Source organism: Klebsiella sp. WP3-W18-ESBL-02, assembly GCF_014168815.1.
GTDB lineage: Bacteria > Pseudomonadota > Gammaproteobacteria > Enterobacterales > Enterobacteriaceae > Kluyvera > Kluyvera ascorbata_B.
In genome coordinates, this window is the sequence record NZ_AP021972.1 from 1,820,886 (window position 1) to 1,841,272 (window position 20,387).

Consider the following 20,387-nt stretch of genomic DNA (forward strand, 5'->3'; position numbering starts at 1 on the left):
TTTCAAAGAAAGTTATGCCGAGTATGTGTATGTTACGCAGTTTTATTTCAGCTGTGGTGTTTGGGTATGTACGAGTTTAATCTGGTGTTGCTGCTGCTTCAGCAGATGTGCGTTTTCCTGGTCATCGCCTGGCTGATGAGCAAAACGCGGCTATTTATTCCCCTGATGCAGGTCACCGTCCGCCTGCCGCACAAGCTGCTGTGTTATGTCACGTTCTCGATTTTTTGTATTCTCGGTACCTATTTCGGCCTCCATATCGAAGACTCTATCGCCAACACGCGTGCCATTGGCGCGGTCATGGGCGGCCTGCTCGGCGGCCCGGTGGTCGGTGGGCTGGTCGGGTTGACCGGCGGTCTGCATCGCTATTCGATGGGCGGGATGACGGCGCTCAGCTGTATGATTTCGACGATGGTCGAGGGGCTGCTGGGTGGGCTGGTGCACAGTTTTCTCATTCGTCGCGGCCGCCCGGATAAGGTTTTCAGCCCGTTAACGGCGGGGGCGATTACCCTGGTGGCCGAGCTGGTGCAGATGCTTATCATCCTGCTGATTGCGCGCCCGTTTGAGGATGCGCTACACCTGGTGCAAAGTATCGCCGCCCCGATGATGGTGACGAATACCGTGGGCGCGGCGCTGTTTATGCGCATCCTGTTGGATAAACGGGCGATGTTTGAAAAATATACGTCGGCGTTTTCCGCAACCGCCCTGAAGCTGGCGGCCTCTACCGAGGGTATTTTGCGTAAAGGGTTTAACGAAGAAAACAGCATGAAGGTGGCGCAGGTGCTGATCCAGGAGCTGGATATCGGTGCGGTGGCGATCACCGATCGTGAAAAGCTGCTCGCCTTTACCGGCATTGGTGAAGATCACCATCTGCCCGGCAAGCCGATTTCCTCGCGCTATACGCAGAAAACGATTGAAACCGGCGAGGTGGTGTACGCCGACGGTAACGAAGTGCCGTACCGCTGCTCGATTCACCCCAACTGTAAGCTTGGCTCGACGCTGGTGATCCCGCTGCGCGGCGAGAATCAGCGGGTCATCGGCACCATTAAGCTGTATGAAGCCAAAAATCGGCTGTTCAGCTCCATCAACCGAACCCTTGGCGAAGGCATTGCCCAACTGCTGTCGGCGCAGATTCTGGCCGGGCAGTACGAGCGGCAGAAAGCACTGCTGACACAATCGGAAATTAAACTGCTGCACGCGCAGGTCAATCCGCATTTTCTGTTTAACGCCCTGAATACGCTGAAGGCGGTGATTCGCCGTGACAGCGAACAGGCCAGCCAACTGGTGCAGTATCTGTCGACCTTTTTTCGCAAGAACCTCAAACGGCCGTCGGAAATTGTCACCCTGGCCGACGAGATTGAGCATGTGAACGCCTACCTGCAAATTGAAAAAGCGCGTTTTCAGTCGCGGCTGCAGGTGCACCTGGCGATTCCTGATGCGCTGGCCCACCACCAGCTTCCGGCCTTCACCCTGCAACCGATCGTCGAGAACGCCATTAAGCACGGGACTTCGCAACTGATGGACGTGGGGGAAATTACCCTGCGCGCGAGCCAGCAGGGGCAGCATCTGGTGCTGGAGATTGAAGATAATGCCGGGCTGTATCTGCCCAACGCACAGTCCAGCGGGCTGGGCATGAGTCTGGTTGATAAGCGGCTGAAAATGCGCTTTGGCGACGAGTGCGGCATTTCGGTGGCCTGCGAGCCGGACCGTTTTACCCGTGTTACCCTGCGGTTACCTCTGGAGGAGAGTGCATGATTAAAGTGCTGATTGTCGATGATGAACCGCTGGCGCGGGAGAACCTGCGCGTGCTGCTGCAAACCCAGCAGGATCTGGAGATTGTCGGCGAATGTGCCAACGCGGTTGAGGCCATCGGCGCGGTACACCGGCTGCACCCGGATGTGCTGTTCCTGGATATCCAGATGCCGCGCATCAGCGGGCTGGAGATGGTTGGGATGCTCGACCCGGAACACCGGCCTTATATCGTGTTTCTGACCGCTTTTGACGAATATGCGGTAAAAGCCTTTGAAGAACATGCCTTTGACTATTTGCTCAAGCCCATCGAAGAAAAACGACTCGAGAAAACGCTCGCTCGCCTGCGCCAGGAGCGCGCGGCGCAGGATGTGTCGCTGCTCGGCGAGAGCAAGCAGGCGTTGAAGTTTATTCCCTGCACCGGGCATAGCCGCATTTATCTGCTGCAAATGGATGATGTGGCCTTTGTCAGCAGTCGGATGAGCGGGGTGTACGTCACCAGCGGCGAAGGAAAAGAAGGGTTTACCGAGCTGACGCTACGCACGCTGGAGAGCCGAACGCCGCTCATCCGCTGCCATCGCCAGCATCTGGTGAACATGGCGCATCTGAAGGAAATTCGTCTGGAAGACAACGGCCAGGCCGAACTGCTGCTGCGCAACGGGCAGACGGTGCCGGTGAGCCGGCGCTATTTAAAGACCCTGAAAGAGGCGCTGGGGCTGTAATTCGTGTAGAATCAGCCATCAAATTTTTTCATCACCACCGTCGAAGGCACTATGGTCAGTAACGATATTTTACGCAGCGTCCGCTACATCCTGAAAATGAACAACAACGATCTGGTGCGCATTTTCGCGCTGGGCGAAGCCGAAGTCACCGCTGAACAGCTGACGCCGTGGCTGCGCAAAGAGGATGAAGAAGGCTTCGTACGGTGCCCTGATATTATGCTGTCGTGCTTCCTGAACGGCCTGATTTACGAAAAGCGCGGTCGCGACGAGTCTGCGCCGGCGCTGGCGGTAGAACGCCGTATTAACAACAACATCATGCTGAAGAAACTGCGTATCGCGTTTGCGCTGAAAACCGACGATATTCTGGCTATCCTGACTCAGCAGCAGTTCCGCGTCTCTATGCCGGAAATCACCGCCATGATGCGCGCCCCTGACCACAAAAACTTCCGCGAATGCGGCGACCAGTTCCTGCGCTATTTCCTGCGCGGTCTGGCGATTCGCGAGCACGCGGTAAAATCATAACGCCGCCTTCGTAGGCCTGAGAAGCGAAGCGCCATCAGGCATTCCGGCGCACGTTGCTGCCGGATGGCGGCGGTGCCTTATCCGGCCTGCGATTTTACAAATGCGGGTGCTGCGGTCGTTGTCATAAAGACCCGATCGCGCTCCTATTTTACTTCTGTGAATCCGGATGCTTCAAATTGCTCCTGCGTCTTTTTCATGCTTAATCCCCTGGTGCCCGTTGTGCTGATGCCCGTTACTTTCTTCAGCATATCAAAATCGAGCTCATCGATATTCATCGTGACGGTCTCTTCAGCATAAGTATCGAAATACACGATTGCGTCCTCTAATCCTTTTATTTTTCGATATTCCTGCTGCATTGGGCTCATGTCTTTTTCGAATGCTTCTTTCGTCTTACCCGGGGTATCGGAATAATACATTCTATTTTTTGATATCTGCTTGAGTACTTTATCTCCCTTATAAATAAATGTGGTGGTTATTTCTACCTTATTGATCTTGTTTATAAAAACCTTCTTTTTTTCGGCGTTGTCGCACCCGCACAGACAGGTCAGTATCATCATGATGGCTGTTACCATCGGTATTATATTTTTAGTGCGCATTTTGTGTTCGGTAATAGAGGAATTGAGAGATATCAGATACTACATTGCGGTAATTTTGGGCGGAACAAAAAAGGCATAAAGGTGGATTTTTTCAGAATTCATAAATAAAAAACGCTGCCGAAGCAGCGTTTTTTTATGCAGTTTATTTCACCTGCTGGCCTGGTTGCGCACCGTCATCCGGGCTTAACAGGAAGATATCTTTGCCGCCAGGGCCTGCGGCCATCACCATCCCTTCCGAGATGCCGAAGCGCATTTTACGCGGTGCCAGGTTGGCCACCATCACGGTCAGGCGGCCAATCAACGGCTGTGGGTCCGGGTAAGCAGAGCGGATGCCGGAGAAGACGTTACGCTTCTCGCCGCCGAGATCCAGCGTCAGGCGCAGCAGCTTGTCGGAACCTTCCACGAACTCGGCGTTTTCAATCAGAGCCACGCGCAGGTCAACTTTGGCGAAATCATCAAAGGTGATGGTTTCCTGGATTGGATCATCCGCCAGCGGGCCGGTAGCCGGGGCTGCGGCTGCTTTCACTTCTTCTTTAGACGCTTCCACCAGCGCTTCCACCTGTTTCATTTCAATACGGTTATACAGCGCTTTGAAGGTGTTGATCTTATGACCCACCAGCGGCGCGTTGATCGCATCCCAGCTCAGCTCGGTGTTAAGGAACGCTTCGGTACGCGCGGCCAGCTCCGGCAGCACCGGCTTCAGCCAGGTCATCAGCACGCGGAACATATTCAGGCCCATGGTACAGATAGCCTGCAGGTCGGCATCGCGGCCTTCCTGTTTAGCGACAACCCACGGTGCCTGCTCGTCAACGTAGCGGTTAGCGACGTCGGCCAGCGCCATGATTTCACGAATCGCTTTACCGAATTCACGGCTGTCCCACGCTTCGCCAATGCTGGTTGCCGCGTCGGTGAAGGTTTTGTACAGCTCTGGGTCAGCCAGTTCAGCGGACAGCACGCCGTCGAAACGCTTAGCGATAAAGCCAGCGTTACGGGAAGCCAGGTTCACCACTTTGTTCACGATATCGGCGTTGACGCGCTGGATGAAATCTTCCAGGTTCAGGTCGATGTCGTCGATGCGGGAAGAGAGCTTCGCGGTGTAGTAGTAGCGCAGGCTGTCGGCATCGAAGTGTTTGAGCCAGGTGCTGGCTTTAATAAAGGTGCCGCGAGACTTGGACATCTTCGCGCCGTTCACCGTCACGTAGCCGTGCACGAACAGGTTGGTCGGCTTACGGAAGTTGCTGCCTTCCAGCATGGCAGGCCAGAACAGGCTGTGGAAGTAGACGATATCTTTGCCGATAAAGTGATACAGCTCGGCGGTAGAGTCTTTCTTCCAGTATTCATCGAAGCTGGTGGTGTCGCCGCGTTTGTCGCACAGGTTCTTGAAGGAGCCCATGTAGCCAATCGGCGCGTCCAGCCAGACGTAGAAATATTTGCCCGGCGCGTTCGGGATTTCAAAACCGAAGTACGGCGCATCGCGGGAGATATCCCACTGCTGCAGGCCGGATTCAAACCATTCCTGCATTTTGTTCGCCACCTGCTCCTGCAGCGCGCCGCTGCGGGTCCATGCCTGCAGCATTTCGCTGAAGGACGGCAGGTCAAAGAAGAAGTGCTCAGACTCGCGCATCACCGGGGTCGCGCCAGAGACGACGGATTTCGGCTCGATAAGCTCGGTCGGGCTGTAGGTCGCGCCGCATACTTCGCAGTTATCGCCGTATTGATCCGGTGATTTACATTTCGGGCAGGTGCCTTTGACGAAACGGTCCGGCAGGAACATGCCTTTTTCCGGATCGTACAGCTGAGAGATGGTGCGGTTTTTAATAAAACCGTTCTCTTTCAGGCGGCCGTAAATCAGCTCGGACAGCTCGCGGTTCTCGTCGCTGTGCGTCGAGTGGTAGTTGTCGTAGCTGATGTTAAAGCCTGCAAAATCAGTCTGATGCTCCTGACTCATTTCGGCAATCATCTGCTCCGGCGTAATGCCTAACTGCTGGGCTTTCAGCATGATCGGCGTGCCGTGGGCGTCGTCCGCGCAGATGAAGTTAACCTCGTGGCCGCGCATTCGCTGGTAACGGACCCAGACATCAGCCTGGATGTGCTCCAGCATATGGCCGAGGTGGATTGAGCCGTTGGCGTACGGCAGCGCGCACGTTACCAGAATTTTCTTCGCGACTTGAGTCATAGTGGATTTTACTTCTTCAGTTGTAAAAAGGGGTTTTGATATTACCAAAAGGGTAGGGGAGGCGCCATACATGCTTGACCGTACCTGTGGTAGACTTAGGCGTACTGAAAGCATGTTAAAACAACAAAGGAGTCGGGATGAACTCAGAATCCCAGGCCAAATCACCTGAACGTCTACGTGCCATGGTGGCCGGCACGCTGGCAAACTTCCAGCACCCCACCCTGAAGCACAACTTAACGACGCTGAAAGCGCTGCACCACGTCGCCTGGCTTGACGACACCGTGCACATTGAACTGCAGATGCCGTTTGTCTGGCACAGCGCTTTTGAAGAATTAAAAGAGCAGACCAGCGCTGAACTGCTGCGGGTGACCGGGGCGAAAGCCATCGACTGGAAGCTGTCGCACAGCATCGCCACGCTGAAGCGCGTGAAAAATCAGCCGGGCGTTAACGGCGTGAAAAACATTATTGCCGTCAGCTCGGGCAAAGGCGGGGTGGGAAAATCGTCCACTGCCGTGAACCTGGCGCTGGCGCTGGCCGCGGAAGGGGCGAAAGTGGGCATCCTCGATGCCGACATCTACGGCCCGTCTATCCCGAACATGCTGGGCGCGGAAAACCAGCGTCCGACTTCGCCGGACGGCACCCACATGGCGCCGATTATGGCCCATGGCCTGGCCACCAACTCCATTGGTTATCTGGTCACTGACGACAACGCCATGGTGTGGCGCGGCCCGATGGCCAGCAAGGCGCTGATGCAGATGCTGCAAGAGACCATGTGGCCGGATCTCGACTATCTTGTGCTCGATATGCCGCCGGGCACCGGCGACATCCAGCTGACGCTGGCGCAGAACATTCCGGTGACCGGGGCCGTTGTGGTCACCACGCCGCAGGACATCGCGCTGATCGATGCTAAAAAAGGCATCGTCATGTTTGAGAAGGTGGAAGTGCCGGTGCTGGGCATCGTGGAAAACATGAGCATGCATATTTGCAGCAACTGTGGTCACCACGAGCCTATCTTTGGTACCGGCGGCGCCGAGAAGCTGGCAGAGAAATACCATACTCAGCTGCTTGGCCAGATGCCGCTGCACATCAACCTGCGTGAAGACCTCGATAACGGCACGCCAACGGTCGTCGCGCGTCCGGACAGCGAGTTCACCGAAATCTATCGTCAGCTGGCGGGGCGCGTTGCGGCGCAGCTTTACTGGCAGGGTGAAGTGATCCCGAGCGAAATTGCCTTCCGCGCAGTGTAAGCACTGATATTCCCGTGCGGCGGTCCGCTGCCGCACGATATTATGAAGCCTCTTTTCAGCACAGCCTTATTTATTATCCCCCTTCATTTAATTCACTTTTTATATGTTATTTTTCCCGTGGATTCAGCTCGCTGCGTTATCTTGATGTTAATCAAGTAAACAATTTAATAACATTGTTTTTTCGCATGCGCTATGGGAGGTTATCTTTTATTACCCAACGAGAGGTATAAATAAATAGAGCTGGCGACTATTCGTGATAATTATTGATTCAATAATGGAGAGCGATATGGATAATAATATGCTGATGATAACGCTTCGTGAGCTGCTGGTGTTGCTGATGCAAAACCGCACGCTGCCTGAAAAATCTGCCGATGCGCTCCGCTACTGCCGCGAACACATTGCCGACGGCGCGCTGCCTATCAATATTTACGCTGAATACCGTGACATGGTCGATCACCTGGAAGAGCTTGCCAGTGAAAACCGTTCTATTGCGCCGGACGATCTGTTACGCAGCGGCGGCGATTTAATGCTGGGAATATTGCTGTTATATGAAAAGCTGGCAGTGGAAAACACGATGAATAATATGGCACCGCACGGCGTACATTATTGCTAGCGTAAGGGAAGGGCCAGCGGTGAAATACCCGCTGGCTTTTGCTTAGCGGTGATAGAAAATCTCGCCGTCGAAAATTTTGCTGATTTTGCCGTCCGTTTCGCCGATCTGAACATAGTTGCCGCCCATGTACGTCCAGCGCGTGCCGGCATCCGGCGCGGGCAGATTACGCAACTGCCACTGCTTGATGTTGTACTCTGGCGTGAGATACATCGCAGGGGCGTTGTCGCCAATTTTAAATTGCGTGAAATCTGCGGTGAACTCTTTTAATTCATACTGTTTGATGCCGGTGGCCGGTGCCGCCCATGCCGCGCTCGCCGTTGCCAGCAGCACGCCCAGAAGCATCATTTTTGTTTTACGCATACTATCCCCACATTATCCTGGATATAAAATTGCAGCTCCGTATGATTCCTGATGCGTGGGCCGAATGGCAAGCGCTGCTTTCTTAAAAAATGTAAGCAAACCGCGGTGATGTTCGTTTTGAGGTTTATCCTGGCCGCCCAATTTTTGAGGAACCGCCATGTTCAGGCTGGAAGATTTATCATTATTCGTTCGCGCGGCGGCGCTGAGCAGCTTTAGCGACGCCGCGCGCGAAGCCGGTATCCCACCGGCGCAGGTGAGTTCGGCGATTAAGCGTCTGGAAACGGCGCTCAACACGCGCCTGTTTGCCCGCTCCACCCGTAGCCTGCGCCTGACGGTGGAAGGCGAAACCTGGCTGCCGTACGCGCTGCAAATGCTCGATGCGCTGCAAAACGGGCTTCAGCAGCTCACGACGCCAAACGATGAAGTCAGCGGCACGCTGCAAATTGCCGTGCCGTCCGATCTTGGACGTAATCTGCTGCTGGAGGTCTTTCGCCAGTTCCGCACCCGTCATCCGGCGCTGCGGCTGCGCATTCTGTTTTCCGATCACCTGACCGACGTTTTTAAAGACCCGGTGGATATTGCGTTCCGCTACGGCGACAACGATGATGCGTCGTTTGTTTCACTGCCGGTTGCGCCCGATAACCGTCGCGTGCTGGTGGCCTCTCCCGCGTGGATTGCCCGTCACGGCGAGCCAAAAACGCTGGCCGATCTCGAAAAATGCAATGCGTTAACCTACGTGCTGCGCGGGCGACCGTTCGACCGATGGCCGCTCCACCGCGATGGCGTAGAGCACAGCGTGCAGGTGTGCGGAAATATTACCAGCGATGACGCCGAAGTGATCCGCCGTCTGGCGGTGGCCGGCGAGGGCGTTGCGTTTAAATCGGCGCTGGACGTAAAAGACGATCTGCAGGCCGGGCGTTTGCAGGTGCTGCTGCCGGAATATCTGGGCGATCGGGTACCGCTGAATATGATCTGCCCGCATCGCAAACAGCTCTCAGCTGCGGTGAGGTTGCTTTATGAAGAGGTGAAAGCGCGCTGCGTTGATACGCTGAACGCGGTGTAAGGGCGGCGGGGTTACCCGCCGTTGCGCTACGGTAATCATCGTCCGATGAGCCCGCGCCGCCAGCCGCGACGGTGCGGGTCGTTGAGATCAACGATACGGTGCCAGGATACTCGCTATCATTGCGCCGTTGGTTTCAGCAATCCGCCCGTTGATTTATTCTTTTCTAAATATTGATGCTGGAAAATACACATACGTATCGTGTTGCGGTACTCACCGTTAACGAAAAATTCATGTATTAACTCGCCTTCCTGGATAAAACCAAGCTTACGATAAATATGAATGGCTTTAGCATTCTCTTTATCCACAATCAGGTAGAGCTTATAGAGGTTCAGGACGGTAAAGCCGTAGTCCATTGCCAGCTTAGCGGCGCGGGTTGCCAGGCCTTTGCCCTGATATTCCGGTGAAATGATAATTTGAAACTCGGCGCGTCGATGAATATGGTTTATTTCAACCAGCTCTACCAGGCCCGCATTATTACCATTAAACGAAATAACAAAACGACGCTCGCTCTGATCGTGGATGTGTTTATCGTAAAGATCGCTTAGCTCAACAAAGGCTTCATAGGGTTCTTCGAACCAGTAGCGCATTACGCTGGCGTTATTATCAAGTTGGTGGACAAAGCGCAAATCTTCGCGTTCAAGGGGTCTTAGTTTAATGTCTGATTGTTCTGGCATAATATTTTCAGCCTCTTTGTAAACTGAAAATATATTATCTGCTTGCGGTGGGCGTCATCAAGATTTGAAAAAAATTACAATCAATTCAGTGACCCAAATCAGCGGAGGCGTGGCCTTATTTTCGTGATATCTGTGCTCCCCATCAGGCGTGCGTGTCACGCTCGCCTGATGGGGGCAATAGACTAGTGCTTCACCAGCGTCGCAAAGTAGTACACCAGCGGTATTGCCAGAATCCACAGGCCCACCGGGATTTCACGCCATTTACCGGCAATCGCTTTAATCACGATATAGAACAGCAGCCCACCGGCGATGCCGGTACCAAAGCTGTTGGCAATCAGCGTGATCATCACCATCATCAGCACCGGCAGCCCGTCGGTGAAGTTCGCCAGATCAACCTTACGCAGGCCGCTGAACATGTTCAGGCCAATCAGAATCAACGCTGGCGCGGTGGCTTCTTTCGGGATCATCAACGCCACCGGAGTGAACAGCAGCATCAGCAGGAACATCACTGCAGCCGACAGCGCCGTCAGCCCGGTTTTTCCGCCCGCTTCGGCGGCAGCGGAGGATTCAATCAGCGCGGTAGCCGCCGGAATGCCAAGCCACGGGCCGATGGCGGCCGCAATGGAGTCAACCATAAACGGGCGGTTAATATGCGGCATATTGCCTTCTTCATCCAGCAGCCCGGCTTCGCCGCCTACCGCAAGGGTGGTGCCCATGGTGGAGAAGAATTCCGAGGCGAAGAAAACGAACAGGAACGGCAGGAACGCAATATTCAGCGCGCCCAGCATATCGACGTGACCGAGCACCGGTGCCAGCGAGTGCGGCATATCGATAAAGTGGGTTGGCAGGCGCGTTACGCCTACCGGGATACCCACCAGGGTGGCGAACAGAATTGCCCATAAAATCGCGCCAGGAATGCGTCGCGCCTGGAGTGCAATAGCCAGAAACAGGCCGCACAGCGCCACCAGGGCACCCGGTGCCATAAAATCGCCCAGCATCAGCGAGTTAGTTTTGGCATTTGCCAGCACTAGCCCGGCGTTACGGAAGCCGAGCACCGCCACAAACAGACCGATTGACGCGGTGAGCCCCAGTTTTATTGACTGCGGCACCGAACGGGTGACCACTTCACGCAGGCCGAATTTGGTGAGCAGAAAGAAGAGAATACCCGACCAGCAGGCAATGCCGAGGCCAATCTGCCAGCCAATGCCTTCGCTGCCCGCCAGCGTGACGCCGACCAGCACCGATCCCCCGATGCCCGGCCCAACGATAAACGGTAGGTTGGCGTAAAATGCCATCAGCAGCGTACCGCCAACGAAGACCAGAATGGTGCCGGTAGTCGCGGCGCCTTTATCCATACCGCCCACGGCCAGCAGGCCAGGAATCACGACCAGAAGATAGGAGGCGGCGAGAAAACCGGTGATGCCCGCCAGGCACTCAGTACGCAGCGAACTGCCGCGGGAATGCAACGCAAAGCGTCGCTCCAGCCAACTGCTTGCGGTTGGCGATTGAAGGGTATTATCGGCCATTGTGTGGCGCTCCCATGTTTATTGTTGTGTTGTGTGTTGTGACGAAATAACCGGATCGACAATCTGTCGCGTGGTGCCGTCGGTCAGCCCTAAATCGGTCAAATGCGGTCCGGCGTTGCAGGCCAGACAGGTGCCCTCAATCGCTTTAAACACGCGATACGGCGGCTCCCAGTCGGCGACCTGCGCGCTGAGGTCGCGCAGTTGGCGAAACTCAGCGGCCAGCACGTCGGCGGGTTTGTCTGACAGCATCCCGGCTATCGGCATCGCCACGTGGGCCAGAATGCCGCCGTTTTGCGCCAGCGCCATGCCGCCGCCGGAGGCAATCAGCTGATTGGCCGCCAGCGCCATATCGTCAGGATGACGCCCCAGCACCACCAGGTTATGTGAGTCGTGTGAATAGCTGGTGGCAATCGCGCCGCGCAGTTCACCCCAGCCTTCGAGCAACGCAATCTGCGGCGTCGCTTCATGACGGCCATGGCGGTGTTTTACCCAAATCAGACTAAACCCACTCGGCAGCTGTACCTGGCCGTCACGGATTTCAACGTCCACTTCACCCCATTGGGTAAAACGCGCGCCGCGAATATGGCGCAGCCGGGCAACGCCGTGGCGAATATTGCCGACCCGTAGCGCAAAATCATCGGCGCTGAGTGGGGTAAGGCGCAGGGTATCACGCGGCGGCGTGACGCCCGGCGCGGCGTCGATCGGCGCCAGCAGCTTGCCGTCGCGGGCGATCTGTTTCCCGGCGACATAAACGGCGCGCGCACAGAGCGTATCCAGCGAATCAAAGACCACCAGGTCCGCACGGCGACCGGCGGCAATCAGCCCCAGATCGTTGCGCTGGAGGCGAATGGCGGCGTTCAGCGTAGCAAAACGCAGGGCGTCGGTTGCCGGAAGACCGTGTTCAATCAGCAGATTCAGCAGGGCGATGATACCGCCTTTTTCCAGCAGCATGTCCGGCGGCACGTCGTCGGTGCACACGGTGATCTGCGAGGAAAGATGCGGCAGCGTTTTCAGCGCATTAACGATATCGGGCAGCAGGTACGGGTGCGAGCCGCGAATTTCCAGCGTCAGACCGGCACGCAGCTTTTCCAGCGCGTCATCGGCGGAAGTCAATTCATGGTCTGAGGTGACGCCAGCGGCCAGATAGGCCTGCAGATCGGCGCCGCTCAGCCCGCGGGCGTGGCCTTCAATCAGCTTGCCGCTGTTTAGCCCCGCTTGCACAATTTCCTGCATACGACAGCTGCCGTGCAGGACGCCGTGCATATCCATCACCTCCGCCACGCCGCGCACTTCCGGCCAACCGAGCATGGTGTCCATCTCGGCCCCGGCAAACTCGGCACCCGACATTTCCAGCCCCGGCGTCGACGGCACGCTGGACGGCGCGGCCACCATCACCTGCAGCGGCAGATGGCGGCTAGCCTCTACGGCATAGCGCACGCCCGCCACGCCCAGCACGTTGGCCAGTTCATGCGGGTCCCAGAAGACGGCAGTGGTGCCCTGCGCCAATACGATTTCGGCATAGCGTTCCGGCGGCAGGTGGGAGCTTTCCAGGTGGACATGCGTGTCCATCAGACCGGGTGAGAGAAATACGCCGGGCAGAGCGTGGCGTTCGAGCGCGTCGCGACGGCTGCCGCGCGGGTGGACGCTGGCAATCATCTCGCCGACGATACCCACGTCGGCTTCGCGAATCTCGCCGGTCGCCATATCGACGACGCTGGCGTCGGTCAGCAGCAGATCGAAGGGAACTTCCCCGCGCGCGGCCTGGACGGCGCGGCGGCGGTTTTCAGCATTGCTGGACATAACAACTCCGGCACAGGGATAATGGGCGCTACTTTAGGGGCAGTGCAAACGTTTGCCCAGATGATTAAATTTATCACCTGATAACTTTGGCTTATTCTGCGTGATCGTCACCGGTGAGCACAACAACATGACCGAACCCTGGCAGCGGCTACCCGCGCTTTCGCTCAAACAACTCCAGTATTTTGTGACGCTGGCGCAGCTGCGCCATTTTACCGATACCGCCAACCGCCTGGCGATAAGCCAGCCCGCGCTCAGCAGCGCGCTGCGGCAGACGGAAGCGGTGCTGGGCGGCAAGCTGGTAAACCGCACCGCGTCGTCGGTGACGCTGACCGAGCTGGGCGCGGCCATATTACCCCACGCCCAGCGGGTGTTGAGCGTTGCGCAGGCCGCGTTTCAGGATATGCAGCAAATTGTTGCGGCTGGCGGTGATGGCACGGTGCGTATTGGCCTGGTGCCCTCGGTGAGCTCGCTGCTGTTTCCGATGCTGCCCAGCCTCCTGGCGCAGGCCTTCCCGCGCCTGCGCGTTGAGTTTCACGACCGCACCAACGATGCCATGGTCAGCGATTTGCTCAGCGGCCAGATTGACTTTGGCGTCGGGGCCATCGATAGCTCGTTGCCGAAAGATTTACAGGTGTTCCCGCTGCGCGAAGACCCGCTGGTGGCGGTCGTCCATGCCGACGATCCGCTGGCCGGTCAGCCACACCTGCCGTGGAAGCTGCTGGCTGGAAACGATATCGCGGTGTTCTCAAAAGGAAACGTGCAGCGGCTGGTCGGCGCGCTGGTGGAAAGCCAGCGCCTGACGCTGAATACGCGCTATCAGGTGGACTATATTGAAACGCTGTATGGCCTGGTGCGCTCGCGGCTGGCGGTGGCGATTCTGCCACAGCTTTACACCACCCATTTGCAGGATCCTGTGCTCAAAGTTGCGCAGCTTCAGCAGCCGGCCTTAACCCGTACGGTGGCGCTGATGCGCGGGTCGCAGGCGCTGCCGCCGCTGATTGAGTCCTGCTTTGCCCTGTTGCTGAAACAGCTTCGCGAAAGCAGCGGGGAATTACCCGGGGCGGCGGGAAAGCAAATTATCTCTTGAATAACATGGCCGTTAATTCGCCGTATCATCATCAGAAACGAGGGGAGAGCGGGCGGTGAAATAAAGAGAATAATGACGGAAGATTATTCCTGGGCCGCCCGGCAGCAGGGGGTTAGTTCGCCGCTGATTCTTTTTTAGCGATCGGCAATCTCCTTGTTATTGCGAATGCCGATATGCCCCTTCTTTTAACACGCGCCACACGCCTCTTTTTGATTGTAAATCAGCCTGAAGTTGTACTATCTTTAACCTTTAGTGTAGTGCTAATGGGCGACGGAACTCTAATGTAGTCGCACTCACTCTTATATTCAGGCCTGACTTTCTCTATGGAATCGAATCCTCACGCGCCGTTGAGCAGTTTTATCGATCTCATGCTGGATGCTGTTTTTGCAGTAGATGCCCACGCTAACATTGTTTATGCAAGCGCGTCATGTGAACGTATTTTTGGCTATACGCCGCAAGAACTCATCGGCAAAAACATGTTCGATATGATGCTACCGGAAGATCGAGAATTAACACGAAATTCAGTAGTAGAAATCATGGCTGGCCGCCCGCAGTTCCATTTTGAAAACCGCTATGTGCATAAAAATGGCCAGACCGTCAATATTATGTGGTCGGCACGCTGGTCCCCGGCTAATCAATTACGCATTGGCGTTGCGCGGGATATTACCGAACGCAAACGCTCTGAATCATTACAATCCGCACTGTACGCTATTTCTGAAGCGGCACACACGGCTGAAGATTTACTCAAGCTATTTCAGCGTATCCATGAGATCGTCGGTACGCTGCTTCCCGTCGATAATTTTTCGGTCACGCTTTACGACCCGCAAACGGGCCAACTGACCTTCCCGTATCACGTGGATGCGTTTCAGGAAATACCCGCGCCGTTTACGCTTATTCCCGGGACATTTTACGCGGAGGTGATTCAAACGGGTCAACCGCTACTGCTGACGCCCGAGAGAATGGCGGGCCGCCATGAAGAACTGCGCATTTCGTTTGGCCTGAATCCATCCTGCTGGCTTGGGGTTCCGCTTAAGTCACAGAAAGGCACCATCGGTGTTCTGGTCGTCAAAAGCTACCCGGACGGCGTACGCTATAACGAACAGGACCAGGAGCTATTGCAGTTTGTGTCGACGCAGATTGCGACGGTTATTGAGCGTCAGCAGATGCAGGCTCGGTTACAGCATATGGCACAGTTCGATCAGCTGACCGACCTGCCAAACCGTAGCCTTTTGTTCGATCGCCTTAGGGCTGCGCTTGCTACCGCGCGCCGTGAAGGGGGGCATTTGTCGCTGCTGTATATCGATCTCGATAAATTTAAGCAGGTTAACGACACCCTGGGCCACGGGATAGGGGATTTACTCCTGCAAGCCGCCGCGGACCGCCTGACGCGCTGCGTCGTGAAATCCGATACCGTTGCGCGTATCGGCGGCGATGAGTTTGTGATTTTGATTGAGAACAGCGCGTTGCCGGACGACGCTTTCGCGGTGGCAGAAAAAATTGTTGAGGCTTTCGCTTCTCCTTTTGTGCTGGGAGAGCACCGTTTGGCGATTGTCCCGAGTATTGGCATTGCGCACTATCCTGAACAGGGTACCAACGAACGTCAGCTGCTCGATTATGCCGATAAAGCGATGTATCTGGCGAAAAAAGCAAAGCGTCCTGATGGAAAATGATTTTTACTTTATTAATAAATCAATGGGTTGTGTTAAATGGGGCGCAGCGAAGATATCTGACCTCCGCGCGTTTGCTGCAAAATAGGCCCGATGAAATGCGCCGGTCGTTTTCGCCCTGGCGGCGTTTGGGTGTCTCGTCGCGATGCGCTCTGTCTGACTGCCAGCGGGTTATTGGGCTTGTTTGTCCGGCTGCCTGCTGGCATTATTCTGCGCGGCGATTAACAGTCTGTTAATCGTAATCAATTGATTTGAATGACTCGGGGTGCCCTTCCTTGCGAAGGCTGAGAAATACCCGTACCACCTGATCTGGATAATGCCAGCGTAGGGAAGTCAGAGGCCGACCGGCCATTGCTTCTTCGCGTTATGGCAGGAGCAAACCATGCACGTTGACCTGCTTAATTCCGCGCAATCTGCGCACACCGCTTCTCTTCTTCACCAGCATGCCCCCCTTGTTCACTGTATGACGAATGACGTCGTGCAAACCTTCACGGCGAATGTCCTCCTGGCCGTGGGGGCATCTCCCGCGATGGTTATTGATGCCGGAGAGGCCGCGCAGTTTGCCGCGCTTGCCGGCGCGCTGTTGGTTAACGTGGGCACCTTAACCCACTCGCGTGCGCTGGCGATGCGCGCAGCGGTTGACAGTGCCAATCGCGCAGAAACGCCGTGGACGCTGGATCCGGTGGCGGTGGGGGCGCTGACGTTACGCAGCGATTTCTGCCGCGAACTGCTGCGCCTGACGCCGTCGGCCATTCGTGGGAACGCCTCCGAAATCCGGGCGCTGGCCGGTGAGAGCCTGGGCGGGCGCGGGGTCGATACCACCGATACCGCTGCCGCCGCGCTGCCTGCGGCGCAGAAGCTGGCGCGAGAAAGCGGGGCGATTGTGGCGGTGACCGGCGAGGTGGATTACATCACCGACGGCGAGCGCACGCTGGCGGCGAACGGCGGGGCGGCGCTGATGACGCGTATCGTCGGCACCGGCTGCGCACTGTCGGCGGTTGTTGCGGCCAGCTGCGCGCTGCCGGGCGATCGCCTGCTCAACGTGGCGGGCGCCTGCCTGCTGATGAAACACGCCGGGCAACGCGCGGCAGAGGGCCGCGGTCCGGGGAGTTTTACCCCGGCTTTCCTTGACGCGCTGTACGCGATGCACGGGGAGGTGGCGGCATGAAACGTATCAACGCATTGACGATTGCGGGCACGGACCCAAGCGGCGGCGCGGGCGTTCAGGCCGATCTGAAAACCTTCTCGGCGCTGGGGGCCTACGGCTGCTCGGTGATGACCGCGCTGGTGGCGCAAAATACCCGCGGCGTGCAGTCAGTCTACCGGATAGAACCTGACTTTGTCGCCGCGCAGCTGGATTCCGTATTCAGCGATGTGCGTATCGACACCACCAAAATCGGCATGCTGGCCGAGACCGACATCGTTGAAGCGGTGGCCGAGCGTTTACAGCGCTATCGTATCCAGAACGTGGTGCTGGACACGGTGATGCTGGCGAAAAGCGGCGATCCGCTGCTGTCGGCGTCGGCGGTCGCGACTCTGCGCCAGCGCCTGCTGCCGCAGGTTGCGCTGATTACGCCAAACCTGCCGGAGGCGGCGGCGCTGCTCGGCGCGCCGCACGCGCGCAATGAACTGGAGATGCTGGAACAGGGGCGCGCGCTGCGGGCGTTGGGCTGTGAAGCAGTGCTGATGAAAGGCGGCCACCTGGACGATGCCGAAAGCCCGGACTGGCTGTTCACCGCTGACGGCGAAATGCGCTTTACCGCGCCGCGCGTGGACACCAAAAATACCCACGGCACCGGCTGTACGCTATCGGCGGCGCTGGCAGCGTTAAGACCGCGTTACGCCAGCTGGCAGGAGACGGTGCCGGTGGCGAAGGGCTGGCTGTCGAAAGCGCTGGCGCAGGCCGATACGCTGGAGGTCGGCGAGGGGATTGGTCCGGTTCACCACTTCCACGAATGGTGGTAGCTGTCCCGTCCGCGTGCCAGCCGCGCGCGTGCTAAAACCGACAAAAGTTGGACATTCTACGCCCCCGGTACCAGGCTTATCCTGCTCAAAAAAGTTGAGCAGGACATCCAGCCGACATGATGTCGGCGCTTACGGGAGCATAGCTATGACTGATATTGCGCAGTTGCTTGGCAAAGATGCCGACAGCCTTTTACAGCATCGTTGTATGACCATTCCAGCCGACCAGCTCTATCTGCCCGGCCACGACTACGTTGATCGGGTGATGATAGACAATAACCGCCCGCCAGCCGTATTGCGAAACATGCAGACGCTCTACAACACCGGCCGTTTAGCCGGAACGGGCTATCTGTCGATTCTGCCGGTAGATCAGGGCGTCGAACACTCGGCCGGGGCCTCATTTGCCGCCAACCCGCTCTATTTTGACCCGAAAAATATCGTTGAGCTGGCGATTGAAGCCGGCTGTAACTGCGTGGCCTCCACCTACGGCGTGCTGGCGTCGGTGTCTCGCCGCTACGCGCACCGTATTCCGTTCCTGGTCAAACTTAACCACAACGAAACCCTGAGCTACCCGAACACCTTCGATCAAACGCTGTACGCCAGCGTTGAGCAGGCGTTCAATATGGGGGCGGTGGCCGTTGGGGCAACCATCTATTTTGGCTCGGAAGAGTCGCGCCGCCAGATTGAAGAGATTTCTGCCGCCTTTGAGCGTGCGCACGAGCTGGGACTGGTGACGGTGCTGTGGGCCTATCTGCGTAATCCGGCGTTTAAGAAAGACGGCGTCGACTATCACGTCTCTGCCGACCTGACCGGTCAGGCCAACCATCTGGCGGCCACGATTGGTGCGGATATCGTGAAGCAGAAGATGGCCGAGAATAACGGTGGCTATAAAGCCGTTAACTTCGGCTATACCGACGATCGCGTGTACAGCAAGCTGACCAGCGAGAACCCGATTGACCTGGTGCGGTACCAGTTGGCGAACTGCTATATGGGCCGCGCGGGGCTGATTAACTCTGGCGGCGCTGCTGGTGGCGAAACCGATCTGTCTGACGCGGTGCGTACGGCGGTGATCAATAAACGCGCAGGCGGCATGGGCTTAATCCTGGGCCGTAAAGCGTTTAAAAAGTCGATGGCCGACGGCGTACAGCTGATTAACGCCGTGCAGGATGTTTACCTCGATAGCAAAATTACCTTCGCGTAATATTTGTCCTCCGTTCCCGTCCGGGAACGGAGGACGATCCCCTTCACACTTCTCTCTCCTTTTGTGAAAAACGTCACGCCTCATTGTGCGCATGCCCAAAAAACAGCCCGGTGTTAGCGGAATTTGTCCGTGGAAGGGCTGATATTTTGTGCTTAGATTAGTCATGAAACGCCTTTTCAATTCCCTGGAACCGATTTATCGGATAAGTGTTGGACACAGGATTGTGGTGCAAAAAGCGCCATTTCGAATGTTGTACTAAGGACACATAATGAAAATTGAATCTGTAAATGTCACCGTTTTCCAGCATCCTACCCGCCGCGTCTCCGACAGCGCCGGGCACTCCCATCCGGGGCCGGAAAGCATGGCAAAAATGGCGATGCTGACCATTACCGCCGATGATGGCAGCCAAGGCTACTCGTTCGCGCCGCCGGAAATTGTGCGCCCGTTTGTGGTGAATACCTTCTTCCGTAAAGTGCTGGTCGGCCAGGACCCGTTCAACCGTGAGCGCATCTGGCAGGATCTGGTGCACTGGCAGCGCGGCAGCGCCCATCAGTTGACCGAACGCGCGCTGTCGTTTGTTGAACAGGCGCTGTGGGACCTGATTGGGCGCAAGCTCAACGTGCCGGTGTATAAACTGCTCGGCGGCTATCGCGATAAGGTGCCGGCCTACGGCAGCACCATGTGCGGCGATGACTTAGAAGGCGGTCTCTCTACCCCGGAAGAGTATGCGGCATTTGCTGAAACCCTGGTCGCTCGCGGCTATAAGGCCATTAAGCTGCACACCTGGATGCCGCCGGTCTCCTTTGCGCCGAACCCGAAAATGGATATCAAAGCCTGTGCGGCAGTGCGTGAAGCGGTCGGCCCGGATATTGACCTGATGATCGACGGTTATCACTGGTACAGCCGTACCGAGGCGCTATGGATCGGTAAAGAGCTGGAGAAACTCAACTTCGCGTGGTTTGAAGAGCCGATGGAAGAAGACAGCATGTCGTCCTACGCGTGGCTGGCGGAGAATCTGTCGATTCCGATTATCGGCCCGGAAAGCTTCGGCGGTAAACATCACAGCCGCGCCGACTGGGTGAAAGCGGGCGCGTGCGACATTCTGCGTGCGGGCGCCAATGGCGTGGGTGGCATCACGCCAACCATGAAGGTGGCGGCGCTGGCAGAGTCGTTTGGCATGGACTGCGAAGTCCACGGCAACGGCGCGGCAAGCCTGGCGGCGGTGGGGGCGATTCGGAACTGCCGCTGGTACGAACGCGGCCTGCTGCACCCGTTCCTCGACTACGACCAGCCAGCCGCTTACCTGAACAGCATCATCGACCCGATGGATGCCGATGGATTTGTGCATTTGTCACAACGCCCCGGACTGGGCGAAGACATCAATTTTGACTATATCGAAGCCAATACCGTCAGCCACGACTGAAT

General features: G+C 56.8%; 18 protein-coding genes and 1 riboswitch. Of the genes, 12 read left to right on the forward strand and 6 right to left on the reverse strand.

The window, feature by feature from the left end:
- Positions 1–66 precede the first annotated feature (66 nt).
- The 3 genes from H7R56_RS08560 to H7R56_RS08570 are packed head-to-tail and all read left to right on the forward strand — an operon-like array spanning position 67 to position 2,990.
- The gene (locus H7R56_RS08560; RefSeq protein WP_106929438.1) at positions 67–1,752 is read left to right on the forward strand and encodes a sensor histidine kinase; all 1,686 of its coding nucleotides are present in this window, start codon (positions 67–69) and stop codon (positions 1,750–1,752) included.
- Entirely contained in the window at positions 1,749–2,468 is a 720-nt protein-coding gene (gene btsR, locus H7R56_RS08565) for a two-component system response regulator BtsR (protein WP_106929440.1), read from the forward strand. The genes H7R56_RS08560 and btsR overlap by 4 nt, the downstream gene beginning before the upstream one ends.
- 51 nt (positions 2,469–2,519) lie before the next feature.
- Positions 2,520–2,990, forward strand: coding sequence for a YehS family protein (locus H7R56_RS08570; protein ID WP_106929442.1), 471 nt, complete (start codon positions 2,520–2,522; stop codon positions 2,988–2,990).
- Positions 2,991–3,133: 143 nt separating this feature from the next.
- Here H7R56_RS08570 and H7R56_RS08575 read toward each other — a convergent pair whose 3' ends face one another.
- A complete protein-coding gene (locus tag H7R56_RS08575) occupies positions 3,134–3,547 on the reverse strand; it encodes a DUF1307 domain-containing protein (RefSeq protein WP_181358033.1) in 414 nt (137 codons plus the stop codon).
- Between the two features lie 181 nt (positions 3,548–3,728).
- Positions 3,729–5,762, reverse strand: a complete 2,034-nt coding sequence (gene metG, locus H7R56_RS08580) for a methionine--tRNA ligase (RefSeq protein ID WP_106929445.1) — start codon at positions 5,760–5,762, stop codon at positions 3,729–3,731.
- A 137-nt stretch (positions 5,763–5,899) separates the two neighbouring features.
- On the opposite strand from metG, the gene apbC reads away from it, so the two are divergent.
- Together apbC and H7R56_RS08590 are read left to right on the forward strand one after the other, a co-directional pair.
- On the forward strand, positions 5,900–7,009 hold the full coding sequence (apbC, locus tag H7R56_RS08585) for an iron-sulfur cluster carrier protein ApbC (RefSeq protein ID WP_106929447.1): 1,110 nt from the start codon (positions 5,900–5,902) through the stop codon (positions 7,007–7,009).
- A gap of 286 nt (positions 7,010–7,295) precedes the next feature.
- Entirely contained in the window at positions 7,296–7,622 is a 327-nt protein-coding gene (locus H7R56_RS08590) for a hypothetical protein (protein WP_106929449.1), read from the forward strand.
- Between the two features lie 42 nt (positions 7,623–7,664).
- Here the strand turns inward: H7R56_RS08590 and H7R56_RS08595 are convergent, their stop codons facing one another.
- Positions 7,665–7,982 (reverse strand): RcnB family protein, encoded by a 318-nt coding sequence (locus H7R56_RS08595; RefSeq protein ID WP_106929451.1) that lies wholly within the window; start codon positions 7,980–7,982, stop codon positions 7,665–7,667.
- A 157-nt stretch (positions 7,983–8,139) separates the two neighbouring features.
- Between H7R56_RS08595 and H7R56_RS08600 the strand changes: the two genes are divergently transcribed.
- On the forward strand, positions 8,140–9,045 hold the full coding sequence (locus H7R56_RS08600; protein ID WP_106929453.1) for a LysR family transcriptional regulator: 906 nt from the start codon (positions 8,140–8,142) through the stop codon (positions 9,043–9,045).
- Positions 9,046–9,161: 116 nt separating this feature from the next.
- Here H7R56_RS08600 and speG read toward each other — a convergent pair whose 3' ends face one another.
- The 3 genes from speG to H7R56_RS08615 form a co-directional block, all read right to left on the reverse strand.
- Positions 9,162–9,719, reverse strand: coding sequence for a spermidine N1-acetyltransferase (gene speG / locus H7R56_RS08605; RefSeq protein WP_106929455.1), 558 nt, complete (start codon positions 9,717–9,719; stop codon positions 9,162–9,164).
- Between the two features lie 182 nt (positions 9,720–9,901).
- On the reverse strand, positions 9,902–11,245 hold the full coding sequence (locus tag H7R56_RS08610) for an NCS2 family permease (protein ID WP_106929457.1): 1,344 nt from the start codon (positions 11,243–11,245) through the stop codon (positions 9,902–9,904).
- A gap of 18 nt (positions 11,246–11,263) precedes the next feature.
- Complete coding sequence (locus H7R56_RS08615; protein ID WP_106929459.1) at positions 11,264–13,045, reverse strand: adenine deaminase; 1,782 nt, start codon at positions 13,043–13,045, stop codon at positions 11,264–11,266.
- A gap of 127 nt (positions 13,046–13,172) precedes the next feature.
- On the opposite strand from H7R56_RS08615, the gene H7R56_RS08620 reads away from it, so the two are divergent.
- The 6 genes from H7R56_RS08620 (at position 13,173) to H7R56_RS08645 (ending at position 20,385) form a co-directional block, all read left to right on the forward strand.
- Positions 13,173–14,132 (forward strand): LysR family transcriptional regulator, encoded by a 960-nt coding sequence (locus tag H7R56_RS08620; protein WP_106929461.1) that lies wholly within the window; start codon positions 13,173–13,175, stop codon positions 14,130–14,132.
- A gap of 323 nt (positions 14,133–14,455) precedes the next feature.
- A complete protein-coding gene (locus H7R56_RS08625; RefSeq protein ID WP_106929463.1) occupies positions 14,456–15,802 on the forward strand; it encodes a sensor domain-containing protein in 1,347 nt (448 codons plus the stop codon).
- A gap of 248 nt (positions 15,803–16,050) precedes the next feature.
- Positions 16,051–16,147: riboswitch (TPP riboswitch) on the forward strand.
- A 34-nt stretch (positions 16,148–16,181) separates the two neighbouring features.
- Positions 16,182–16,967, forward strand: a complete 786-nt coding sequence (gene thiM / locus H7R56_RS08630; protein ID WP_106929465.1) for a hydroxyethylthiazole kinase — start codon at positions 16,182–16,184, stop codon at positions 16,965–16,967.
- A complete protein-coding gene (gene thiD, locus H7R56_RS08635; protein WP_106929467.1) occupies positions 16,964–17,764 on the forward strand; it encodes a bifunctional hydroxymethylpyrimidine kinase/phosphomethylpyrimidine kinase in 801 nt (266 codons plus the stop codon). Before thiM ends, thiD begins: the two co-directional genes overlap by 4 nt.
- A 145-nt stretch (positions 17,765–17,909) precedes the next feature.
- The gene (fbaB, locus tag H7R56_RS08640) at positions 17,910–18,962 is read left to right on the forward strand and encodes a class I fructose-bisphosphate aldolase (protein ID WP_106929469.1); all 1,053 of its coding nucleotides are present in this window, start codon (positions 17,910–17,912) and stop codon (positions 18,960–18,962) included.
- Between the two features lie 268 nt (positions 18,963–19,230).
- Positions 19,231–20,385 carry a mandelate racemase family protein gene (locus H7R56_RS08645; RefSeq protein WP_106929471.1) on the forward strand — a complete coding sequence of 385 codons (1,155 nt, stop codon included), beginning with the start codon at positions 19,231–19,233 and terminating at the stop codon, positions 20,383–20,385.
- The last annotated feature ends 2 nt before the right edge of the window (positions 20,386–20,387 follow it).